A 19725-nucleotide genomic window follows, 5' to 3' on the forward strand; every position below is an offset into this window, starting at 1 on the left:
AGATGTCACACGAGTTCGAGCTGCAGCACGAGCTCTCCCTGGCCGCGACCCCCGAACAGGTCTGGGAGGCCATCGCCACCGGACCCGGCATCGACTCCTGGTTCATGGGACGCAACCAGGTGGACAACGGCGTCATGCGCACCGCCTTCGGCGACTACAACCCCGCCAACCCCATCACCGCCTGGGAACCGGGCAAGCGCCTGGCCAGCAAGTCGCCCACCGCCGACGACGGCCGCTTCATCGCCTACGAGTTCCTCATCGAGGGCCGTTCCGAGAGCAGCACGGTCGTCCGCATCGTGACCAGCGGCTTCCTGCCCGGCGACGACTGGGAGAACGAGTTCGAGGCCATGCGCACCGGCCTGGCCCTGTTCCACGCCACCCTCGCCGAGTACCTCACGCACTTCACCGGGCGCACCGCCGTACCCGTCACCGCCTTCGGCACGGGCGCCTACGCCGCCCTCATCGACCGCCTCGGCGACCCCGCCACCGGGGACACCGTCACCATCACCCCGCCCGGGCAGCGGCCCGCCCGCGGGGTCGTCTACCACACCAGCGCCCAGACGCTCGGCATCCGCACCGCCGACGCGATGTACCGCTTCGTCAACGGCTTCGGCGGTGGCGTCGTCGCCCAGCACCACCTGTTCGCCCCCGGCACGGACCCCGACGAGGCCGACCGCGCCTGGACCGCGTGGCTGGCCGAACACGCCGCCTGACGACCGGCCGGTGCCGGACACCGCCCCCAGGCGTCCGGCACCTTCACCCGGAATCACCCGGCACCGTCATCACCCGACCCCGGCACCGTCGTCGGTGACGGTGACGGTGACGGTGACGGTGACGGCGACGGTGACGGTGACGGCGACGGCGACAGGCCGAAGCCGTCAGCCGAGAGCCTCGAGCAGCTCGCGCTCGCGCTGGGCGCTGAGGCCGGCCCGCCGCACCCGGTCCAGGCCCTGCTCGCGCTCCCAGACCAGCGTGTCGGCCAGCAACTCCGCCCGGGGCCGATGACGCAGCCCCGCGACGCCCGCCGCCGACCCGCTACGAGCCGACCATCCTTCCCAGCCGGGCTCGACCAGCCACATCGGCAGCGACTCGGGCCCCATGTACTGGGCCACGCCGTTCTCGACCAGCCAGGCCGGGTCGGCGGCCACCACCGGACCGGTATGGCCGCCGGCAGCGCGGCACAGCTCGATCCACTCGGCGAACGGAACGGTCGGACCCACGGCGTTGAAGGTGCCGACGGTCCCCTTCTCCGCGGCGTCGAGCAGCCAGGCGGCCAGGTCCCGCACGTCAACCGTCTGCGTCGGCTGGACCGGCGAGTCGGGGACCAGCATCGGCCCGTGCGGATCGCGCGCGGCACGGGCCACCCAGTAGCCGGTGCGCCCGCTGTGATCGCCGGGTCCGCCGATGAGGCCGGCACGCGCGATGAGCAGGCGGTCGCCCACCACCGCCGCCGACGCCTGCTCGCAGGCGACCTTCGCCTCGCCGTACAGCGCGCGGTCGACCTCACGCCGATCCGTCGGAGCGAGCAGGTCCGCCGACTCGTCGGCGCCCGGCGTGGCATGAGCGGCGTAGGCGTTGACGGAGGAGACATAGCTCCAGTGCCCGGCCCGGCCACCCAGCGCCTCCAGCGCCTCACGCACGAAGCCGGGCTGCCAGGAGACTTCCATCACCGCGTCCCACGTGCGGTCGAGCAACGGCTCGTACGCCGCGGGATCCCGCCGGTCGGCGGCCACCAGCCGCGCCCCGTCGGCGACCTGCCCGCTTTCGCCGCGAGCCAGGCACGTCACGCGATGGCCCCGCGCGACCGCCTGCCGCGACAGCTCACGGCCCACCCATGCCGTCCCACCCAGAATCAAGATCTCCATGGTGACACCCAAGCACCGCGCCCTCCGGGCACCGGGCGGGTTCGCTGCAGGCGCACGCGCTTCGCTGAGAGCGGATGGCGCCCACCGCCATGGACGCCGCCCCGCCCAGGACAGCCGGCGCGGCATCGCGCCGCAGGTGAGGACGAGCGACCTGCGCCGCCCCGCTCCCGCCGCCCGGAGTTCGAGCCGGCGCGCCAGGGCTTGCCGTGGGCGGCGGCGCAGATCGGGCAGTGCTCTGCCGAGGTGTGGACGGTCGCCGCGGCTCGCTCCTCGGGGGCGTCCTACGCGGCCCGCTCCTCGATGACCATCTGCGGCCTGCCGGTGACCAGCAGCCACGCCGGCAGCAGCGCCAGGCACAGCACCGGCAGCAGTTGCAGCTCCGCCACGACGGTCGCCGCCATGAACAGGCTCAGCCACCCCTGCTGGGTGACGGCCAGCACCACGCCCAGCAGCCCGGAGGCGATCGCCAGGCTCACCGGGACGGACGGCACCAGCGCGTTGGCCAGCAGGCCGAGAGCCACCCCGGCGAACACCGCGGGGAAGATCCGGCCGCCGATGAACCCCGCCGTGGCGGCGAGCAGCAGCGCGGCCAGCTTCACCACCACGATGAGGGCCAGCCCCGCGGCGGTGTAGGCGGCCGCTTGGGCGGTGAGCTCCTTCATCTCCTCCACGCCCCGGAACAGCGTGATGCGGCCCCCGACGACGCCGAGCACGCCGAGCAGCGCGCCGGCGAGCGTCAGCCGTACGACGGGGTGCCTGATCCGGTGCACCAGCCGGTGCGTGTGCGGGAAGGCCAGGACGACGGCCAGCCCGAGCACTGCCCCGACCGAGGCGATCACGGCGGCGGCCAGCAGGTCACCGGCGTGCGGCGAGTACGGCGGCACCTGCACCGACAGGACCGGGGCGGCGAGCATGACGGTGGTGATCGACCCGGCCCCCGCCGCGATCAGCGGGGCGAACAGCCGGTCCCACAGCGGCGTCGGCCGGCCGCCCAGGGTCAGCTCCGACAGGATCAGCGCGGCGGCGACCGGCGTGCCGAACAGCGCGCCGATCGTGCCGGCGGCCGCCAGACCGAGCCAGGTCTGCGCCACGATGCCGGGCAGCAGCCGGCCGCCGATCGCCACGGCCAGGGCGATGTTGGCCGCGGTGACCGGGTTCTCCGGGCCGAGGCTGACGCCGCCGGCCATCGACAGGATGACCCCCACCAGCATGCCCGGGATGACCTTGACCGGCAGCGGCGGCCCGACCAGGCCTTCGGTCGCCGGATCAGGCCCTGTGGGGATCTTCCACACCACCAGGCCCACCATGAGCCCGGTGAACGTCAGGACGGCCAGGGTCCACCACCAGGAGGCGCCGTCCACTTTCAGAGCCGACGGCAGGTGATGCCACAGCGCCTGCTGGAGCAGGTGCTCCACGGCCGTGACGGCCAGCAGGATCGCGCTGCACACCACCCCCACGACCAGGGCGGGCAGCGCCAGCCGCGCCAGCGCCCAGGCCTGGCCGCGCGCCGAGGGCATCGCGGCCGCGCCGGCGGGGCCCTCGGCGCGATCGCCCTGCTCGCCTCCTGAGCCGCCGCACCGCGTCATGAGTGGGAGGGTTCCCGGGCCGGGTCAGGCGCTCGCAAAGGGAGGTGACGACTTGGCTATGCAAACAAGTCGTTCACAATGGTTTGTTGACATCGGATCGTGTCTTCGGCATTCTGATCACCATGTCAGCTGATTCCGGCCAGGCCGCCGACCCGTTCACTCCCCCGCGCCCCGAGCAGGCGCGCGCACACCGCGTCTACGCCTCCCTGCACCGCATCGCCGAACGGCACGCCACCACCGACGCCCAGCGCGGCCGCCAGGTCCACCCCTCGGCCGTCGGCCCGCACGAAGCCGTCAGACTCGTCTCCTTCCTGCTCAGCGGGGCCGCACAGCTCGACGACGGCGAGCCCGAGGTGGACCATGCGGACATCACCGCCGCCCTCACTCTCATCCCGCTGGCGCGCGGGGAGATGGACGAGCTGGAGGCCGGGCTGCTGCAGATGGCGCGCGGACGCGGCATGACCTGGCCGGAGATCGCCTTCGGCCTCGGGCTCGGCACCCCCCAGGCCGCCAGGCAGCGCTACGAGCGGCTGGTCGACCGCACCACCGCCGACGACCCCGCCTGACGGCGTCCCCCTGCGGGCGCTGGAGTCCCTTGTCACGGAACACGCCCACAGGAGGACGCGCCGGCCGACCGGCGGCCGACCGGGTGCTACCGTGTCGCCTCGTGTCCGACTACCTGCGCGAGCTCTTCTCCCTCCACGGCCGAACAGCCCTGGTCACCGGCGGCAGCTCCGGCATCGGCTACGCCGTCGCCGAAGCCCTCGGCCGCGCGGGCGCCGAGGTCACCATCGTCGCCCGCAGGGAACACGAGCTGCGCCGGGCCACCGCCGCACTCCACGACCACGGCGTCAAGGCCTCGTGGATCAGCGCCGACCTCGGCCTGCGCGCCGACGTCGACCGCGTGTGCGCGCAGGCGGGCGCCATCGACATCCTGGTCAACGACGCGGCCAACAACATCCGCAAGCCCATGGCCGAGCTCACCGACGCCGACTACGAGCAGACCATCGCCGTCAACCTCACCGCCCCCTACCTGCTGGGCCAGCACTTCTCCCGGCACATGGTCGAGCAGGGCTGGGGCCGGATCATCAACATCGGCTCCCAGCAGACGATCAGCGCCTTCGGCGACAGCGGCGTCTACGGCGTCGCCAAGGCGGGCATCGCCGGCCTGACCCGCTCCCAGGCCGAGGCGTGGTCACGGTACGGCGTGCGGGTGAACACGATCATCCCGGGGTTCGTGCTGACCCCGCTCACCGAGCCCGCCCAGGCGATCCCCGGACGGACCGAGGAGCTCGCCGCCCGCCACATGGTCGGCCGCAACGGCGTGCCCGCCGACTTCGCGGGCGCGGCCGTCTTCCTGGCCGGCGACGCCGTCGGCTTCGTCACCGGCCAGAGCCTCTACGTCGACGGCGGTTTCTCCGTGCACTGACCCGAGCCCGGGTCACCGTCCCGGCGCCTTTACAAAGTAGATTCGCTACTGGCGTTTCACCTGCCGGACGCCGCGGCCCTCGTGCCACATGTCGATCACCAGCTGATCGCCCTCCACCCTGGTCCACACCACCTCCCTCACCTCGACCCGGAACAGGTGCGGCCCCTCACCCGGCATCTCTAACCCGGCCACCACCTCGGGATCGGTGACCTCGGCCGCCCTGCCCGACAGCTTCGCGTCACCCGCCCAGGCGGACGGATCCGCCTCCTCCTGCGGCGACGGACACGCGTGCAGCGCCAACCGCGGATCGCGCCGCAGGTCGAGCGCCTTCATCGCGCCCGGCATCGACCCCAGCCACAGCTCCCCGTCCCTGAAGTCGACCTCCGTGCCGCTGATGCGCGGCGAGCCGTCCTTCCTGATGGTGGCCAGCGTCTTGTGCTTGTGGGCGTCGAACAGCGCCCGCACCGTCGCCGCCAGACCGGGCGCCTGTCTCTCGAATTCCTGCCACGAACTCATGCCGACCATCGTGCACCCCGCCGCCGACAGTTCGGGGCGGCCTGCCCCGGCGCGCAGAACCCCGGCCCGCATCGGCCCGCCCTCGCCACCGGTCCGGACATCCGGGTGCGAAAGCAGAACGCCGCATCGGCGGATACCTAGAAAGGCATCAACCTCCGGGGGCATCATGAGGGTCTTTCTTGTCGTGGCCGGGAAGCCGCACCAGCGCGAGGCCGTACGGCAGGCCGTCCAGCGGGCCAAGGACGCGATCGGCGCGGCCTTCCCCGTCAGGCCGGAGCGCGTCCGCGCCGCCGAGTGGCAGGCTTCGCACGGCGGCGTCCACCTGCTGGCCTGGACCAACGAGCCGGACTGGGCGCCGATCGCGACCCCCGACGGCGTCACCGCGGTCGCGGGCCACCACCCGGGCGACCCGCGCACGCTGGACGGCCCCGCGGCCGGCGAGCCGGGCTGCTTCGCCCTCTTCCGGGCCGGCGAGCACGGGTTCAGCGCCTCGACGTCGCTCGCCCCCGCCGACCCGGTCTACTACGCCCAGACGGGCGACCTCCACGTGGCAGGCAACCGGGCCCTGCTGGTACGGCTGGCCGCCTTCGGCGAGGTCCGCCACGACGTGCCCGCCTTGCAGTCGGTCGCCCGCCAGGGCTACTTCCTGTCGGAGGAGACGCCCTACGCCGGCGTCCGGTCGCTGCCGCCCGCCTCCCTGCTGGTCGCGGGCGAGCGGCTGACCGTCACCACCGACCCGCTGCCCGAGGGCGAGAGCCGTACCGGGACGCAGCGGGTCGCCGCCGGGATGCTCGCAGCGGTGGAGCCGCTGCTGCAGACACCCGACCCGGTACGGCTGACGCTCACCGGCGGCAGGGACAGCCGCCTGGTCGCGGCCCTGCTGCACGCGGCGGGGATCCCGTTCCACGCGGTCACCTCCGGCTTCGACGACCACCCCGACGTGGTGGTGGCCCGCCAGGTGGCCGCGGCGCTCGGCATCGAGCACGAGGTGCAGGCCCCGTCGCTGACGCCGCGCAGCGAGCTGCGGGTGGCCCATCCCGCCGACCGCGTCCAGAACGTGCTGCGGGTGTGCGAGGGCATGCTGTCGGCCTACGAGAACATCACCGGCGACGGCCCCTACAGCCGGCGCCCTTCGCTGGGCGGGCACAACGGGGAGATCCTGCGCGGCGGCTACCTGTCGGGCATGGAGGAGGCCACGCCGGAGGCGGTGCGGCGCAGGACCCAGTCGCTGTTCCTGGCCCACCGCGCCCTGTTCACCGACGCGGCCAACGCCCACGCCGAGGAGCTGGCCTGGCGCTCGGACACCCTGCACGTGCCCGACCACCTGTATCTGCGCTTCCGGGTGGGCCGCTGGCACGCTGCCTCCCGCGCGGCCATGCTGCGCAGGGGGACGCCCGTGCAGCCGTTCCTGGACAACCGGGTGGTCGCCGCCGCGCTCGCGCTCGATCCGGGGTTCCGGCGTTCGGAGCGCCTGGTCCACAAGCTGATCAAGATGTTCGCGCCGGCGCTGGCGGCGGTGCCGCTGGAGGGAGGGCAGTGGCGCTTCAGGTCCGAAGGGCGCCTCGCCCGGCTGTGGAGCAGGGCGCAGCGGCTGCCGTCCAGGCAGGCCAAGCCGTGGAACTGGCGTGCCGAACCCGGCGAGGAGATCGCCAGGGAACTGGAGCGGACGATCACGTCGTCGTCCGGTCTCGGCCAGATCGTGCGGCTGGACAAGGTGCCCGCGCTGTTCGAGGGCGGCAGGCTCACCAAGGCGCCGCTCGTCTGGCACCTGTACACGGTGGCGAGCCTGCTGGCCACCGACCCCACCCGGCCGCTGCCCCCCTCCCGCGAGATGCTGCACGTGCGGGCCCAGCGGCCCCGGGCGGCGCTGTGAGGCCGGTACGCGCCGGTGCGCGGGTTTCCGCGGGCACGGCGCCGTCCGGCACGGTGGCGGTCAGGCCACGCAGGTGCCCAGTCAAGTCGAGCAGGCGGCCGGTCAGGTCGTGAAGGCGGCCAGCAGGTCGTCCAGCCCGGCCTTCACCCGCTCGGCCGTCACCCCGCACGCCCGCAGCCGGTGGGCCAGCAGCGGCGCGGCCAGCGGCGCCAGCAGCGCGTCGGCCAGCACGTAGCCGTCGGCACCCGGCCTGGCCTGCGCGATGAGCATCGACAGGTGGGTGTGGTGGGCGGCGTACGCGCCGCCGAACCTGGCCAGCGGCGCCGCTGTCTCCGCCATCAGCAGCAGGTCCAGCTGCTCCACCGTCCTGTCGGTCAGGCCGTGCAGGAACGCGCGGATCCGCTCCGGCGGGGCGGCGCCGGGCCCGAGCGGCGGCGGCCCCTCGAGGAACGCCTCCTGGAACTCCCGCTCGCGCTCATCGATCAGCGCGTACGCCAGCCCTGAGCGGTCGCCGAAGCGCCGGTAGAGCGTGCCGACGCCCACCCCAGCCGCCGCGGCCACCTCCGCCATGGACAGCCCTTCGACGCCCTTCGCGGCCACGATGCCGGCGGCGGCGGTGAGGATCTTGACCCGGTTGCGAGCGGCGTCGACCCGCTCGCGCCGGTTGGCGACGGCGTTCACGATCACAGGCTACTGGACCCCTTGCAACCGGAACCCGTTCCGCTTTACTCTCAACCGGAACCCGTTCCGGATAAGGAGAACTCATGCCGCACAGAGTCGCGCTCGTCACCGGAGGAAGCCGGGGCATCGGCGCCGCCATCGCCGAGAGGCTTGCCGCCGACGGCGCCGACGTGGTCGTCACCTACGCCCGCTCGGCCGAGCGCGCCGCCGCCGTCGTCCGGCGCGTCGAGGCCACCGGGCGCCGCGGGCTGGCCCTGGAGGCGGCGGCCACCGACGCCACCCAGCTGGTCGCCGCCGTCGACCGTACGGTCACCGCCTTCGGCCGCCTCGACGTCCTGGTCAACAACGCCGGCATCGCCCCGTTCGGCCCGCTGGAGCAGGTGACGTTGGAGGAGGTCGACACCACGATGGCCGTCCACGCGCGCGCCGCGTTCGTCCTTGCCCAGGCCGCCGCCAGGCACATGGGAAGCGGCGGGCGGATCATCAGCATCGGCAGCAGCCTGGCCGAGCGGGTGCCCTACCCCGGATGGACGCTCTACGCGATGAGCAAGTCCGCGCTGATCGGCCTGACCAAGGGGCTGGCAAGAGACCTGGGCCCGCGCGGCATCACCGTCAACCTCGTCCACCCAGGCTCGACCGACACCGAGATGAACCCGGCCGACAGCCCCGAGGCCGAGCAGGAGCGCGCGTACACCGCGCTGGGCCGCTACTGCGACCCCCGCGACATCGCCGCGACGGTCGCCCATCTGGCGGGCGAAGGCGGCAGGAACATCACCGGCGCCGCCGTCACCGTCGACGCGGGCACCACCGCCTGAACCGCCTGAGCGGTCCCGATCAGCCGGGCCGGCGCTCCAGCATCGCGTGGACGGCGCCGATGGCGCGCTCCCACGACGCCGCGACATCGCGCGGATGGCCGAAGCCGCCGGTCGCCTCGAGGCTCACGAAGCCGTGGAAGGCGCTGCGCACCACGTGCACCGCGCCGGTCAGGCCGGGCTCGGACAGGCCGTAGCCGCGCAGCATCGCACGCCCCATCTGAATCCCTAAAAGGTTTTGCCTAATGATCCTAGGAAAATGTACCGTTCGACGCATGAAACAGCTCACCGAACAGGCCATTCGCGCGTCGTTCGTCAATTGTTCCAAAGGCGAGGCCAAGCGCCTGGCCGTTCCACGTGATCTCACCGACCGGCCGTGGGAGGACCTGGACTTCCTCGGCTGGCGCGACCCCGGCGCGCCCGAGCGCAGCTACATCGTGGCCGAGCACGACGGCGGGCTCGTCGGCGTGGCGCTCAGGCTTCCCACCCAGCAGCGCGGGTTCCTGCAGCGCAGCATGTGCTCGTTGTGCCTGACGACGCACCCCGGCACGGGCGTCTCGCTGATGACGGCGCGCAGGGCCGGCGAGGCGGGACGGCAGAACAACTCCGTCGGCGTCCACATCTGCGCCGACCTGGCCTGTTCGCTGTACGTGCGCGGCCTGAAGAGCCCGGACCCGGGCGGCAGGATGGAGGAGTCGCTGTCGATGGAGGAGCAGATCGAGCGCACCCGCGGCAAGCTCGCGGACTTCGTCGCCAAGGTGCTCGTCTGACAGACTCGCAACGTGATCGCACGCCGGGCCAGGATCGCCGTCTGCTTCTCCTTCGCCCTGCTCGGCATCGTCTCAGGGGTGTGGGCCGCCCGCATCCCGACCGTCAAGCAGTCGCTGCACCTCAGTGACGGGCAGCTCAGCCTGGCCCTGCTCGCCGTCGCCGTCGGCCTGGTCGTCGGGATGCAGTTCGCGGGACGGCTGACCGACCGCCTCGGCAGCGCCAGGGTCGTCGCCCCCGCGGGGGCGGTCTGCGCCCTGGCGATGATCCCCGCCGGCTTCGCCCCCGGCCTCGCCGTCCTCGTCGGCACCCTGTTCGTGTGGGGCCTGCTCAACGCCTCGCTCGACGTGTCCATGAACACCCACGCGGTCGAGGTCGAGCGCGCCTACGGCCGGCCGCTGATGTCCTCCTTCCACGGCATGTACAGCGCGGGCGGGCTGCTCGGCGCCGCGGCCGGCGCGCTGTCGGCGTGGCTGGGGCTGTCCCCCGGCCTCACCTTCACCGCGGTCACCGTCCCCCTGGCGGCTCTCGCGGTCCTGGTGAGGTCCTGGCTGCTGCCGTCCGCGCCCGGCCGCCAAGACCGGCGCAGGGTCGGGCGGGCGGGGTTCGGGTGGCACGGCCGGGTGGTGTTCATGGGCGCGATGGCCTTCGCCGGGCTGCTCGGCGAAGGATCGGCGGGCGACTGGAGCGCCGTCTACCTGCACGAGGAGCTCGGCGCGGCGACCGCTCTCGCGGCCATCGCGTTCGCGGCCTTCTCCACCGCCATGACGCTGGGCCGCTTCGCCGGCGACCGGCTCGCGCTGTGGTGCGGCCCCGTCGCGCTGGTGCGCTGGTCGGGCCTGCTGGCCGCGTCGGGGCTCGGCCTCGCGCTGCTGGTGGCCGCGCCGGTCGCGGCGATCGCCGGGTTCGGCCTGTTCGGCCTGGGTCTGGCCACCATGGTGCCGCAGGTGTTCTCCGCGGCCGGCAACCACGACCCCGCGCGGGCCGGGGCGGCGATCGCCCAGGTCGCGACGCTCGGCTACGCCGGCCTCATGCTCGGGCCGGTGATCATCGGCGGCGTCGCCGAGTTGGCCGGGCTGCCGCTCGCGCTGGCGATACCGGTCGCCTGCTGCCTGTTCATGTCGGCGTCGGCGGTGTCACTCCGCCCTCGGCCCTTTACAAAGTAGATTCGAGCCCGGGTGGCTACGCCCCTCCGCCGAGCAGGCCCCGCCCGCCGTGCTTCTTGTGGACGGCCTGCTTGGTCACGCCGACCGCCTCGGCGATCACCGACCAGGCCAGCCCCTTGTTGCGGGCCCTGCGCACCTGGACCGCCTCCATGCGCTCGATCTCGCGGCGCAGCGCCGCGGTGGCCCGCAGCGCCAGGAGCGGATCGTCGTCCTCCGTCTGCCGCACCAGGGTGGCCAGGTCGTCCGTCATACCGACCACGCTATCTGGCCTCGGCCACCAGCCGCACGCCCAGCGCGATCAGTACCACGCCGGAGACCTGCTCCAGGCGGCGCCGTACGGCGGGCCGCCCCAGCACCGCCCTGGCCTTGGCCACCGCCCAGATGACGGCTCCGTACCAGAGGGTGTCGACCAGCACCCACACCACGGCGAGCGTGACCAGCGTCAGCGGCACGTCCTGCCCCTCCGGCACGAACTGCGGCAGGAACGACATCGCGAACACCGCCGCCTTCGGGTTGGCCAGGCACGTGCCGAACCCCGCCAGATAGGACCTGCGCCACCCGTCGACGGCCTTGACCCCGGTGACCTCCCCGGCGAGGTCACCGGGAAGGTCACCCGGGTGCTTGCGGCGCAGCGACTGCACGCCCATCCAGATCAGGACCGCCGCGCCGGCCAGGCGCATGACGTCGTAGGCCAGCTCGGAGGCCAGCACGAGCGCCGACAGGCCGAAGGCGGCGGCCAGCGCCCACAGCAGGATGCCCGTCTCGTTGCCGAGCGTGGCCGCCAGCCCCGAGCCCCTGCCCGACCTGATCGTCTGGCGCAGGATGACCGCGGTGCTCACCCCCGGCACCATCGCCACGAGGACGCACGCTCCGATGAAAGCGATCAGATACATGTCCCGATCCTGACGTCGCCGCTCCGGGACGGCAACGCCTTTACCGGCCGAGCACCCCGGCGATCTCCTCCAGCACGACCGGGTCCTCGATCGTCGAGGGCACCGGGTAGTCGTCGCCCGCGGCGATGGCCCGCATGGTGCCGCGCAGGATCTTGCCCGACCGCGTCTTGGGCAGCCGGGCCACGACCACCGCCCTGCGGAAGGCGGCCACTGGGCCGATCCGCTGTCTGATGAGGGCGACCAGCTCAGCCTCCACCTCGTGCTCGGGCCGGTTCACCCCCGCCTTGAGCACCACCAGACCGAGCGGCAGCTGACCCTTCAGCTCGTCGGCGACGCCGATCACCGCGCACTCGGCCACGTCGGGGTGCGCGGAGATGACCTCTTCCATTGCCCCCGTCGACAGCCGGTGGCCGGCCACGTTGATGACGTCGTCGGTGCGGCCCATGACGAACAGGTAGCCGTCGTCGTCGATGTAGCCGCCGTCGCCGGTCAGGTAGTAGCCGGGGAAGCGCGACAGGTAGGCGGCGTGGAAGCGCTCGTCGTCGCGGTAGAGGGTGGGCAGGCAGCCCGGCGGCAGCGGCAGCTTGATCACCACGGCGCCCTCGACGCCCGGCGGGCACTCGCGTCCGTCGGGGTCGAGGATGCGCACGTCGAAGCCGGGAACGGGCTTGGTGGGCGAGCCCGGCTTGATCGGCAGGGTCTCGATGCCGACGCAGTTGGCGGCCACCGGCCAGCCGGTCTCGGTCTGCCACCAGTGATCGATCACCGGTACATCCAGCAGGCCGGTGGCCCAGTGGTAGGTGTCGGGGTCCAGCCGCTCGCCGGCGAGGAACAGATGGCGCAGGTTGTGCTTGCGCAGGTAGGCCCCTTCCGGGTCCTCCTTCTTGATGGCGCGGATCGCGGTGGGCGCGGTGAACAGCGTGCGCACGTCGTGCTCGGCGACCACGCGCCAGAACGCCCCCGGGTCGGGGGTGCCGACCGGCTTGCCCTCGTACAGCACGCTGGTGCATCCGGCCAGCAGCGGCCCGTAGACGATGTAGGAGTGGCCGACCACCCAGCCGACGTCGGAGGCGGCCCAGAAGACCTCGCCGGGGGCCGCCCCGTAGATGTGCGACATGCTCCAGTGCAGCGCGACGGCGTGGCCGCCGTTGTCGCGCAGCACCCCCTTGGGCGCTCCGGTGGTGCCGGAGGTGTAGAGGACGTAGAGCGGGTCGGTCGCCGCGACGCTCACGCAACCGGCAGGCTCGCTGTCGAAACCGGCCCAGTCGTGCCAGCCTCGGCCCAGCTCGGCGGGATGCTCGGGCCGCTGCAGGACGACGACGGCGTCGGGCCGGTGGGCGGCCTGCTCCAGCGCCGCCTCCAGCAGCGGCGCGTACGGCACGACCCTGCTGACCTCGATCCCGCACGAGGCGCTGAGCACGACCTTGGGCCTGGCGTGGTCGATGCGGACGGCCAGCTCGGCCGCGGCGAACCCGCCGAACACCACCGAGTGGACGGCGCCGAGCCTGGCGCAGGCCAGCATCGCGACGGCCGCCTCCGGCACCATCGGCATGTAGACGACGACCGTGTCGCCCTTGCCCACCCCCAGCTCGCGCAGCATGCCCGCGGCCTTGGCCACCTCGTCGCGCAACCCGGCGTAGGTGTAGGTGCGTTTGACCCCGGTGACGGGACTGTCGTAGATGAGCGCGGCCTGCTCGCCCCGGCCGGCGGCCACGTGCCGGTCGAGGGCGTTGAAGCAGGTGTTGAGCCGCCCGTCGGGGAACCAGCGCCCGTCGGCGAAGACGGTGCGCGGTTCGACGTCCCAGGTGATCGCGCGGGCGGCGGCGCCCCAGTCGAGCTCGCTCACCCATCGATCAGATCAGGGCGGGGCGGGCAGGCGCAACCCTCCGGGGCGTGTCGGCGGGACGGGGCCGTATCCCGGGCGACACCAGCCGAGACCGGGCGGTAGGGTGCACGATCAAGATTTTCCGTGCCCGGCGAGGAGGTGCCCCTTGGACGACGACACCGCTGCGGGCCGCGGGCCGGAGGAGCTGGGCGGGGACGACCTGATCCTGTCGGTGATCGTCGGGTCGCGGGCCTACGGGCTCCACACCACGGCCTCCGACACCGACAGAAGGGGCGTTTTCGTGGCGCCCACCGAGGCGTTCTGGCGGCTGGACAAGCCGCCCACCCACCGTGACGGGCCGCTGGCCGAGCAGTTCTCGTGGGAGGTGGAGCGGTTCTGCGCGCTGGCGCTGGAGGCCAACCCCACGGTGCTGGAGACGCTGTGGTCGCCGCTGGCCGAGGTGGTCACCCCGATGGGCCGGCGGCTGCTGGACCTGCGCGGGGCGTTCCTGTCGCGCCGGGCCCACGCCACGTTCGCGCGGTACGCCGACGCGCAGTTCCGCCGGCTCGACCCGGCCGCCCCCAGGTGGAAGCAGGCCATGCACATGATCAGGCTGCTGTTGAGCGGCATCCACCTGGTCGAGCACGGCTCGCCGCTGGTCGACATGAGCGCCCACCGCCGGCGGCTGCTCGACGTGCGTGAGGGCCGGCTGTCGTGGGAGGAGCTGTCGGAGTGGCGCGCCGCGCTGATGTCCGCCTTCGAGCGGGCGGCGCCGCACAGCGTGCTGCCCGCCGCGGCCGACCGCGCGACGGTCGAGGAGTTCCTGGTCGAGGTGCGGAGGGCCGGCCTGTGATGCTTCCTTCCTGGCTGGCCGAGGTGGCCGGCGAGCAGCCGTACCCGCTGGCGTTCGCGACGGTCAGCGGCGCCCACCTGTACGGGTTCCCCTCGGCCGACTCCGACGTCGACCTGCGCGGCGTGCACGTGCTGCCGGTCGAGCAGGTCGTCGGGCTGCGGGTCGGCCGGGAGACCATCGACAGGTCGTGGACCCGTTCGGGGGTCGAGGTCGACCTGGTCACGCACGACCTGGTGAAGTTCTGCGGGCTGCTGCTGCGGCGCAACGGGTACGTGCTGGAGCAGCTGCTGTCCCCGCTGGTGGTGCTCTCCTCGCCGGTGCACGAGGAGTTGGTCGCGCTCGCCCCGGCGTGCGTGACCCGCAACCACGCCCACCACTACCTGGGGTTCGCGCGCACCCAGTGGCGGCTGTTCGGCAGGACCGGCGAGCTCAAGCCGCTGCTGTACACCTTCAGGGTCCTGGCCACCGGCATCCACCTGATGCGGACCGGAACCCTGGAGACGGACCTGACCAGGCTGCTGGAGTACGGCCCCGCCTACCTGCCCGAGCTGGTGGCGGCCAAGCGGGAGGCCGAGCACGGGCCCGCGCCGGCGCTGGCGTCGGCCGCCGACGACGTGGCGCGGATGACGGCGCGCCTGGAGCGTGAGCGTGAGGCCTCGCGCCTGCCCGAGGCGGCCACGGCGGGCGAGGCCCTGCACGACCTGGTGGTGCGGGCGCGGCTCGCCGGCCTGTCGCCGCGAGCCTGACGCTCCTGGCCGGTCCCTAGTTGACGCAGTCCTGGTCGGTGAGCACCAGGCCCATCTCGTAGATCTTGTCGTCGGACAGCAGGAAGTAGTAGGAGGCCTTCGGGTTGCCGGGGACCTTGACGACGGGGAAGCCGCTGGCGGCCCGCTTCAGCTTGGGGTAGGCCGCCTTCAGCTGCTTGCCGGTCGAGCCGAGGCCGATGCCCTGGGGCGTCGTGACCCCTTCGGGCGCGAAGATCACGGCCACGCCCAGCTTCTTGGAGATGTAGAGCCCGACCCGGTCCTGGCCGGATGGGTGCGCCTTCAGGTCCCAGCCCGAGCAGCTGCCACCCCGCGTCTTGGGCACGATCGCCCCCGTGGCCCTGGCCTCCTTGGCGCTCATCCCCAGCCGGACGCCGCCGAAGCCGGACGGGCCCAGCTTCTCCCCCGCGCGCAGGGCCGGCTCGGCGGTGGCGGCAGGCGCCGCCGCCAGCAGCACCCCGCCGGCGAGCGCGGCGACCAGCAGCGAGCGGCCCAGCCTCGTGGCAACCGTGTGCGTCATGGTGATCCTCCGTCGTCATGAGTCCTTTTCCCGGTTTGATGACCACATCGCGCATCTGGTTCACGCGGGCGCCGATGTGATCGGGTGAGTACGGGCTACTCATGCCATGCCGGCGGGAGCCTGCGACAGTGTGCGGGTGACTGATCTCGATCACCGCGCCGCCCAGGCGCTCGCCGTGAGCCTCGCCAAGGTCTACGACGCCGTGTCCACCAGGATCGTCGAGGACAACGCCGCCTCCCCGCTGGTCGCCAGGGTGACCGGGCATCTGGGCTGCTCGCTGTCGGAGGCGGTCGTGGTGGAGGCGAAGTACCGCCTGTGGGAGCACGCCGGGCTGCAGGCCGGCACGGACCGCTATCTGGCCGCCCGTTCCCCCGGTGCCGAGTGGTTCGGCGTGATGGGCGGCGAACGCCGTTGGGAGAGCGTCATCAACATGCTGCTCTACGCCCTGCGCGACGGCAGCCGCCTGCTCGGCAGGCCCGACTACGGCAGCGCCCCGGTCGGGCCCGCCGAGAGCATGGAGGTGGTCCAGCTCGGCATGGTGGCCAGCCGGGCGCCGGACGGCACGCCCGTGGTGCTGGTGGTCACCAGCGTCGACGACTACCAGGGGCACTCGATGCTGACCGTCCTGTCCTCCTCCAGGACCGCCGCCTCGGCCACGCGCGACGAGATCGAACGGCTCAAGCGCCGGCACGACCCGTTCAGGGGCCAGGTGATGAGCTTCGGCTTCAGCGAGCACAAGGAGAACGAGCTGCTCACCTTCCTGCCCAGGCCGGAGCTGGCGGCCGAGGAGGTGGTGCTGCCGGAGGGGCGCCTCGCCGCGGTCGAGGACCACGTCGTCGGCATCGCGGCGGTGAAGGAGCAGCTGATCGAGGCCGGGCAGCACCTGCGCAGGGGCCTGCTCCTGTACGGCCCGCCCGGCACCGGCAAGACCCACACCGTGCGCTACCTGGTGGGCAGGCTGCGCGAGCACACCGCGATCCTGATGTCGGGCCCCGGGATGCGCCACCTCGATTACGCCGTCGCGCTGGCCCGCAAGCTGCAGCCGTCCATCGTGGTGATCGAGGACGTCGACCTGATCGCCGAGGACCGCAGCCACTTCGAGACCTCGCCGCTGCTGTTCTCGCTGCTGGATGCGATGGACGGCATCACCGGCGACGCCGACGTGTCGTTCGTGCTGACCACCAACAGGGTCGAGACGCTGGAGAAGGCGCTGGTGCAGCGGCCCGGCCGGGTGGATCTGGCGGTGGAGGTGCCACCGCCGTCCGGGGCCGACAGGGAGCGGCTGATCCGCCTGTACGCCAGGAACCGGCCGGTCGAGGCGGACGTCGCCAAGGTGGTCGCGGCGACCGAGGGCGTGACGGCGGCCTTCGTCAAGGAGTTGCTGCGCCGGGTGATCCTGCTGGCGATCAGGTCGAGCGAGCACGCGCTGACCGACACGCACTTCGACGCCGCCTTCGCGGCGATGTCGGGCGACGAGCAGGCGCTGACCCGCTCCCTGCTCGGCGCGGGAGGCGACGGGCGGCAGGCCAGGACCGCCTCGCGGTTCTGCTGACCGCCCAGGTCAGGACAGCCCCGACCACACCGTCAGCGGGAAGGGGTTGTCCGGCAGCAGGATGAGCCTGCGGCTGTCGCCGCGCTCGGCCGCGTCCAGGTGCAGCAGCGCCGCGCCGATGCCGGCGGCGCCCACCATGTAGCCGGTGTCGGCGGTGATCTCGGCGGGCCGCAGCCTGCGGTAGGCCTGCCACCACCGGCCTTCGCGCGCCGCGCCGACCAGGTGCTCGCCCAGCGTCAGGGCGAAGGCCCGGTACGCCTGCTCGCCGGTGGCCGCCCACAGCCCGACGAACAGTTCCAGCAGCCCGGCCGCGCCGCAGCACTGGCACATGACCTCCCAGAACCCGGGAGTGCGCCGGTACGGCACGCCGCTGGAGAGGATGCCGTGAGCCAGGCGCTCCACCCAGTCGTCGTCGCCCAGTTCGTGGAACATCCTGGCCACGCCCGCCGAGCCGGAGCAGAAGCCGAGGTAGTGCAGGTGGCGGCCCTGCGGGAGGTGGTGGGGCACCAGCGCGCACGAGCCGTTGACCTCGCTGATCGCCTTGACGAAGCCGGCGCCTCTGGCGGCCGCGTCGTGGAAGCGCCGGTCGCCGGTCACCGCGTGGAGGCGGGCCAGGAGGAAGGCGGTGCCGGCCGTACCGGACAGGAAGCCGGGGGTGACGGCGTCGACGGGCAGGTCGGCGGGCGGCTCGGCGCCGAAGCGGTGGCCCGGCACGGGCAGGTCGGCGACGCGCAGGCCCGCCTCGACGGCGACGCGCTCGTAGGCGGGCTCGCCGAGCAGGGCGGCGGCGTGCAGCAGGGTGAGGATGATGCCGCCGTCGCAGCGCTGGCACGGATCGCCCGTCCAGGCAGGGCCGGCGGCGGCCAGCCGGTCGGCGGCGCGCGCGGCGGCGACGGTGAAGGCGTCGTCGATGGCCCAGCCCGCCTCGGCCAGCGCGAACACCACGCCGGCCAGGCCGTCGTGGAAGGTGGGGTCGCGCTGCTCGGGCCAGACGGCGGCCAGGTAGCGGGCGCCCTCGGCGGCGTCCTCCAGGTAGGAGTCGTCGCCGGTGGCGGCGGCCAGCTCGAGGAAGAACAGCACGATGCCGGCCGCGCCCGAGTAGAGCGAGGCGGGCCGGTGCGGAAGCGCGGCGCGTTCGCCTGCGTGCCAGTGGCGGCCCCGGGCGTCGTCGACGGCGCACGCGCGGATCCACTGCGCGGCCGCGACGGCGGCCTGCACAGGGGCCTCGATCGGGCTCATGACCATCAGTCTCCCACCGCACCCAATAACCCGCAAACCCAATAGGTTTAATGTGGTTTAGTACAGTGTGGGCGATGACGAACGATGACATGTGCACCGCCTGCCTGGGCTCGGCGCAGGAGGAGATCGTGCCCGGCGTGACCCGCGCGTGCCGGGCGTGCGCGGGGACCGGGCGCCGCCGCGAGCAGCTGATCTGGCAGCTGGCCCATCTCGAGGCCGAGCAGCTCATCACGCTGCCCGTCGTCCGCGACCTCGTACGGCAGGCGCGCGGCCCCTTCCACCTGTCGCAGGTCGCCGACACCGTCAGGGCGATGCTCGACCTGCCCGCCGGACGCCTGCCCGTGGGTCCGCGGGTGCGCGACCTGCTCCTGGAGCTGGAGGCCGCGGGCGAGATCGTGATGGTGTCGGCCCCCGACGAGCTCCTCGACGGCACCGAGGTGGTGCTGCATCGCGACCCGGCCTGGGAAAGGGCCCGCACGCTGGGCGTCTAACGCCGTTCATGCACGGCAGACGAGCTCGCCGTGCAGGATCGAGATCCAGCCGTCGGCCGAGTCCGCCCATGCGCGCCAGCCGTCCGAGATGCGCCGCAGGTCGGCCTCGGTAGCCGCGCCCGACGCCAGCGCCTGGCGCGCCATGTCGGAGCGCAGGATGCGCTCCGCCCACATCCCGCCCCACCAGCGCCGGTCCTCCTCGGTGGAGAAGCACCAGGTGGAGGAGGTGGCGGTGATGTCGGTGAAACCGGCCGCGCGGGCCCACGACAGCAGCCGCCGCCCGGCGTCGGGTTCGCCGCCGTTGGCCCTGGCGACCCGCTGGTAGAGCTCCATCCAGGAATCCAGCTCCGGCAGTCTCGGATACCAGGCGAAGGCGGCGTAGTCGCTGTCGCGGACCGCGACGTATCCACCCGGCTTGGTGACGCGCCGCATCTCGCGCAGGGCCTGGACCGGGTCGCCGACATGCTGCAGCACCTGGTGGGCGTGGACGACGCAGAAGGTGTCGTCGGGATGGTCGAGCGCGTGCACGTCGGCGACGGCGAAGTCGACGTTGGTCAGGCCGCGCGCCGTCACCTCCGCCCTGGCCAGCTCCAGCGCCTCGGTGGAGACCTCCGAGACGGTCAGGTGGCCGACCAGGGCGGCCAGGTCCGCGCTGATGGTGCCGGGCCCGGCGCCGACGTCGAGGACCTTCATGTGCGGCTTCAGATGCGGCAGCAGGTAGGCGGCCGAGTTCTCTGCGGTGCGCCAGCGGTGGGAGCGCAGCACCGACTCATGGTGACCGTGGGTGTAGACGGCGTTCATGGTGTCGCACACTATCGGTATTCCCATATTACGAGAACATATGTCTCATATCGCGAGACAGTATCGGAAGAAGCCTCATGGACCAGGGAAT

General features: G+C 72.9%; 22 protein-coding genes. 11 read left to right on the top strand and 11 right to left on the bottom strand.

Going from position 1 to position 19725, the window contains the following annotated elements:
- The first annotated feature begins 2 nt into the window (after window positions 1–2).
- Window positions 3–713, top strand: coding sequence for an SRPBCC family protein (locus ACWDLG_RS21500; RefSeq protein WP_449922374.1), 711 nt, complete (start codon window positions 3–5; stop codon window positions 711–713).
- Window positions 714–878: 165 nt separating this feature from the next.
- Here ACWDLG_RS21500 and ACWDLG_RS21505 read toward each other — a convergent pair whose 3' ends face one another.
- Both ACWDLG_RS21505 and ACWDLG_RS21510 read right to left on the bottom strand, forming a co-directional pair.
- A complete protein-coding gene (locus ACWDLG_RS21505; protein WP_449922376.1) occupies window positions 879–1865 on the bottom strand; it encodes an NAD-dependent epimerase/dehydratase family protein in 987 nt (328 codons plus the stop codon).
- 281 nt (window positions 1866–2146) lie between these two features.
- Complete coding sequence (locus ACWDLG_RS21510; protein WP_449922378.1) at window positions 2147–3451, bottom strand: ion channel protein; 1305 nt, start codon at window positions 3449–3451, stop codon at window positions 2147–2149.
- 122 nt (window positions 3452–3573) lie between these two features.
- Between ACWDLG_RS21510 and ACWDLG_RS21515 the strand changes: the two genes are divergently transcribed.
- Window positions 3574–4017, top strand: a complete 444-nt coding sequence (locus ACWDLG_RS21515) for a DNA-binding protein (RefSeq protein WP_449922379.1) — start codon at window positions 3574–3576, stop codon at window positions 4015–4017.
- A 101-nt stretch (window positions 4018–4118) separates the two neighbouring features.
- Complete coding sequence (locus ACWDLG_RS21520; RefSeq protein WP_449922381.1) at window positions 4119–4880, top strand: SDR family NAD(P)-dependent oxidoreductase; 762 nt, start codon at window positions 4119–4121, stop codon at window positions 4878–4880.
- A gap of 45 nt (window positions 4881–4925) precedes the next feature.
- Here the strand turns inward: ACWDLG_RS21520 and ACWDLG_RS21525 are convergent, their stop codons facing one another.
- Window positions 4926–5396, bottom strand: a complete 471-nt coding sequence (locus ACWDLG_RS21525) for a pyridoxamine 5'-phosphate oxidase family protein (protein ID WP_449922382.1) — start codon at window positions 5394–5396, stop codon at window positions 4926–4928.
- A 166-nt stretch (window positions 5397–5562) separates the two neighbouring features.
- Between ACWDLG_RS21525 and ACWDLG_RS21530 the strand changes: the two genes are divergently transcribed.
- A complete protein-coding gene (locus ACWDLG_RS21530; RefSeq protein ID WP_449922384.1) occupies window positions 5563–7269 on the top strand; it encodes an asparagine synthase-related protein in 1707 nt (568 codons plus the stop codon).
- A 102-nt stretch (window positions 7270–7371) separates the two neighbouring features.
- Here the strand turns inward: ACWDLG_RS21530 and ACWDLG_RS21535 are convergent, their stop codons facing one another.
- Window positions 7372–7950 (bottom strand): TetR/AcrR family transcriptional regulator, encoded by a 579-nt coding sequence (locus ACWDLG_RS21535; protein WP_449922386.1) that lies wholly within the window; start codon window positions 7948–7950, stop codon window positions 7372–7374.
- A gap of 83 nt (window positions 7951–8033) precedes the next feature.
- Here ACWDLG_RS21535 and ACWDLG_RS21540 point away from each other — a divergent pair, with 83 nt between their 5' ends.
- Window positions 8034–8765, top strand: coding sequence for an SDR family NAD(P)-dependent oxidoreductase (locus tag ACWDLG_RS21540; protein ID WP_449922387.1), 732 nt, complete (start codon window positions 8034–8036; stop codon window positions 8763–8765).
- A gap of 19 nt (window positions 8766–8784) precedes the next feature.
- Here the strand turns inward: ACWDLG_RS21540 and ACWDLG_RS21545 are convergent, their stop codons facing one another.
- Window positions 8785–8982 carry a TetR-like C-terminal domain-containing protein gene (locus tag ACWDLG_RS21545; protein WP_449922389.1) on the bottom strand — a complete coding sequence of 66 codons (198 nt, stop codon included), beginning with the start codon at window positions 8980–8982 and terminating at the stop codon, window positions 8785–8787.
- 55 nt (window positions 8983–9037) lie between these two features.
- Here ACWDLG_RS21545 and ACWDLG_RS21550 point away from each other — a divergent pair, with 55 nt between their 5' ends.
- Both ACWDLG_RS21550 and ACWDLG_RS21555 read left to right on the top strand, forming a co-directional pair.
- On the top strand, window positions 9038–9532 hold the full coding sequence (locus tag ACWDLG_RS21550) for an FBP domain-containing protein (RefSeq protein WP_449922390.1): 495 nt from the start codon (window positions 9038–9040) through the stop codon (window positions 9530–9532).
- Window positions 9533–9544: 12 nt separating this feature from the next.
- Window positions 9545–10696, top strand: a complete 1152-nt coding sequence (locus ACWDLG_RS21555; RefSeq protein ID WP_449922392.1) for an MFS transporter — start codon at window positions 9545–9547, stop codon at window positions 10694–10696.
- Window positions 10697–10712: 16 nt separating this feature from the next.
- On the opposite strand, the gene ACWDLG_RS21560 is transcribed toward ACWDLG_RS21555, so the two are convergent.
- The 3 genes from ACWDLG_RS21560 to ACWDLG_RS21570 are packed head-to-tail and all read right to left on the bottom strand — an operon-like array spanning window position 10713 to window position 13435.
- Window positions 10713–10946, bottom strand: coding sequence for a hypothetical protein (locus ACWDLG_RS21560; RefSeq protein WP_354921242.1), 234 nt, complete (start codon window positions 10944–10946; stop codon window positions 10713–10715).
- 10 nt (window positions 10947–10956) lie between these two features.
- Complete coding sequence (locus tag ACWDLG_RS21565) at window positions 10957–11589, bottom strand: LysE family translocator (protein ID WP_449922394.1); 633 nt, start codon at window positions 11587–11589, stop codon at window positions 10957–10959.
- Between the two features lie 40 nt (window positions 11590–11629).
- The gene (locus tag ACWDLG_RS21570) at window positions 11630–13435 is read right to left on the bottom strand and encodes an AMP-binding protein (protein WP_449922395.1); all 1806 of its coding nucleotides are present in this window, start codon (window positions 13433–13435) and stop codon (window positions 11630–11632) included.
- Window positions 13436–13580: 145 nt separating this feature from the next.
- Here ACWDLG_RS21570 and ACWDLG_RS21575 point away from each other — a divergent pair, with 145 nt between their 5' ends.
- Both ACWDLG_RS21575 and ACWDLG_RS21580 read left to right on the top strand, forming a co-directional pair.
- Window positions 13581–14267: a nucleotidyltransferase domain-containing protein gene (locus tag ACWDLG_RS21575; RefSeq protein WP_449922397.1), complete on the top strand. Its 687-nt coding sequence runs from the start codon at window positions 13581–13583 to the stop codon at window positions 14265–14267.
- Entirely contained in the window at window positions 14267–15013 is a 747-nt protein-coding gene (locus tag ACWDLG_RS21580) for a nucleotidyltransferase domain-containing protein (protein WP_449922821.1), read from the top strand. The genes ACWDLG_RS21575 and ACWDLG_RS21580 overlap by 1 nt, the downstream gene beginning before the upstream one ends.
- A gap of 16 nt (window positions 15014–15029) precedes the next feature.
- Here ACWDLG_RS21580 and ACWDLG_RS21585 read toward each other — a convergent pair whose 3' ends face one another.
- A complete protein-coding gene (locus tag ACWDLG_RS21585) occupies window positions 15030–15551 on the bottom strand; it encodes a hypothetical protein (protein WP_449922399.1) in 522 nt (173 codons plus the stop codon).
- A 136-nt stretch (window positions 15552–15687) separates the two neighbouring features.
- On the opposite strand from ACWDLG_RS21585, the gene ACWDLG_RS21590 reads away from it, so the two are divergent.
- Window positions 15688–17103 carry an AAA family ATPase gene (locus ACWDLG_RS21590; protein ID WP_449922401.1) on the top strand — a complete coding sequence of 472 codons (1416 nt, stop codon included), beginning with the start codon at window positions 15688–15690 and terminating at the stop codon, window positions 17101–17103.
- 9 nt (window positions 17104–17112) lie between these two features.
- Here the strand turns inward: ACWDLG_RS21590 and ACWDLG_RS21595 are convergent, their stop codons facing one another.
- A complete protein-coding gene (locus ACWDLG_RS21595; protein ID WP_449922403.1) occupies window positions 17113–18342 on the bottom strand; it encodes a lanthionine synthetase LanC family protein in 1230 nt (409 codons plus the stop codon).
- Window positions 18343–18416: 74 nt separating this feature from the next.
- Here ACWDLG_RS21595 and ACWDLG_RS21600 point away from each other — a divergent pair, with 74 nt between their 5' ends.
- On the top strand, window positions 18417–18833 hold the full coding sequence (locus tag ACWDLG_RS21600) for a hypothetical protein (RefSeq protein WP_449922405.1): 417 nt from the start codon (window positions 18417–18419) through the stop codon (window positions 18831–18833).
- A gap of 6 nt (window positions 18834–18839) precedes the next feature.
- Here the strand turns inward: ACWDLG_RS21600 and ACWDLG_RS21605 are convergent, their stop codons facing one another.
- Window positions 18840–19661, bottom strand: a complete 822-nt coding sequence (locus ACWDLG_RS21605) for a class I SAM-dependent methyltransferase (protein ID WP_449922407.1) — start codon at window positions 19659–19661, stop codon at window positions 18840–18842.
- Window positions 19662–19725: the final 64 nt, after the last annotated feature.

This window comes from Nonomuraea sp. NPDC003727 (assembly GCF_053586935.1).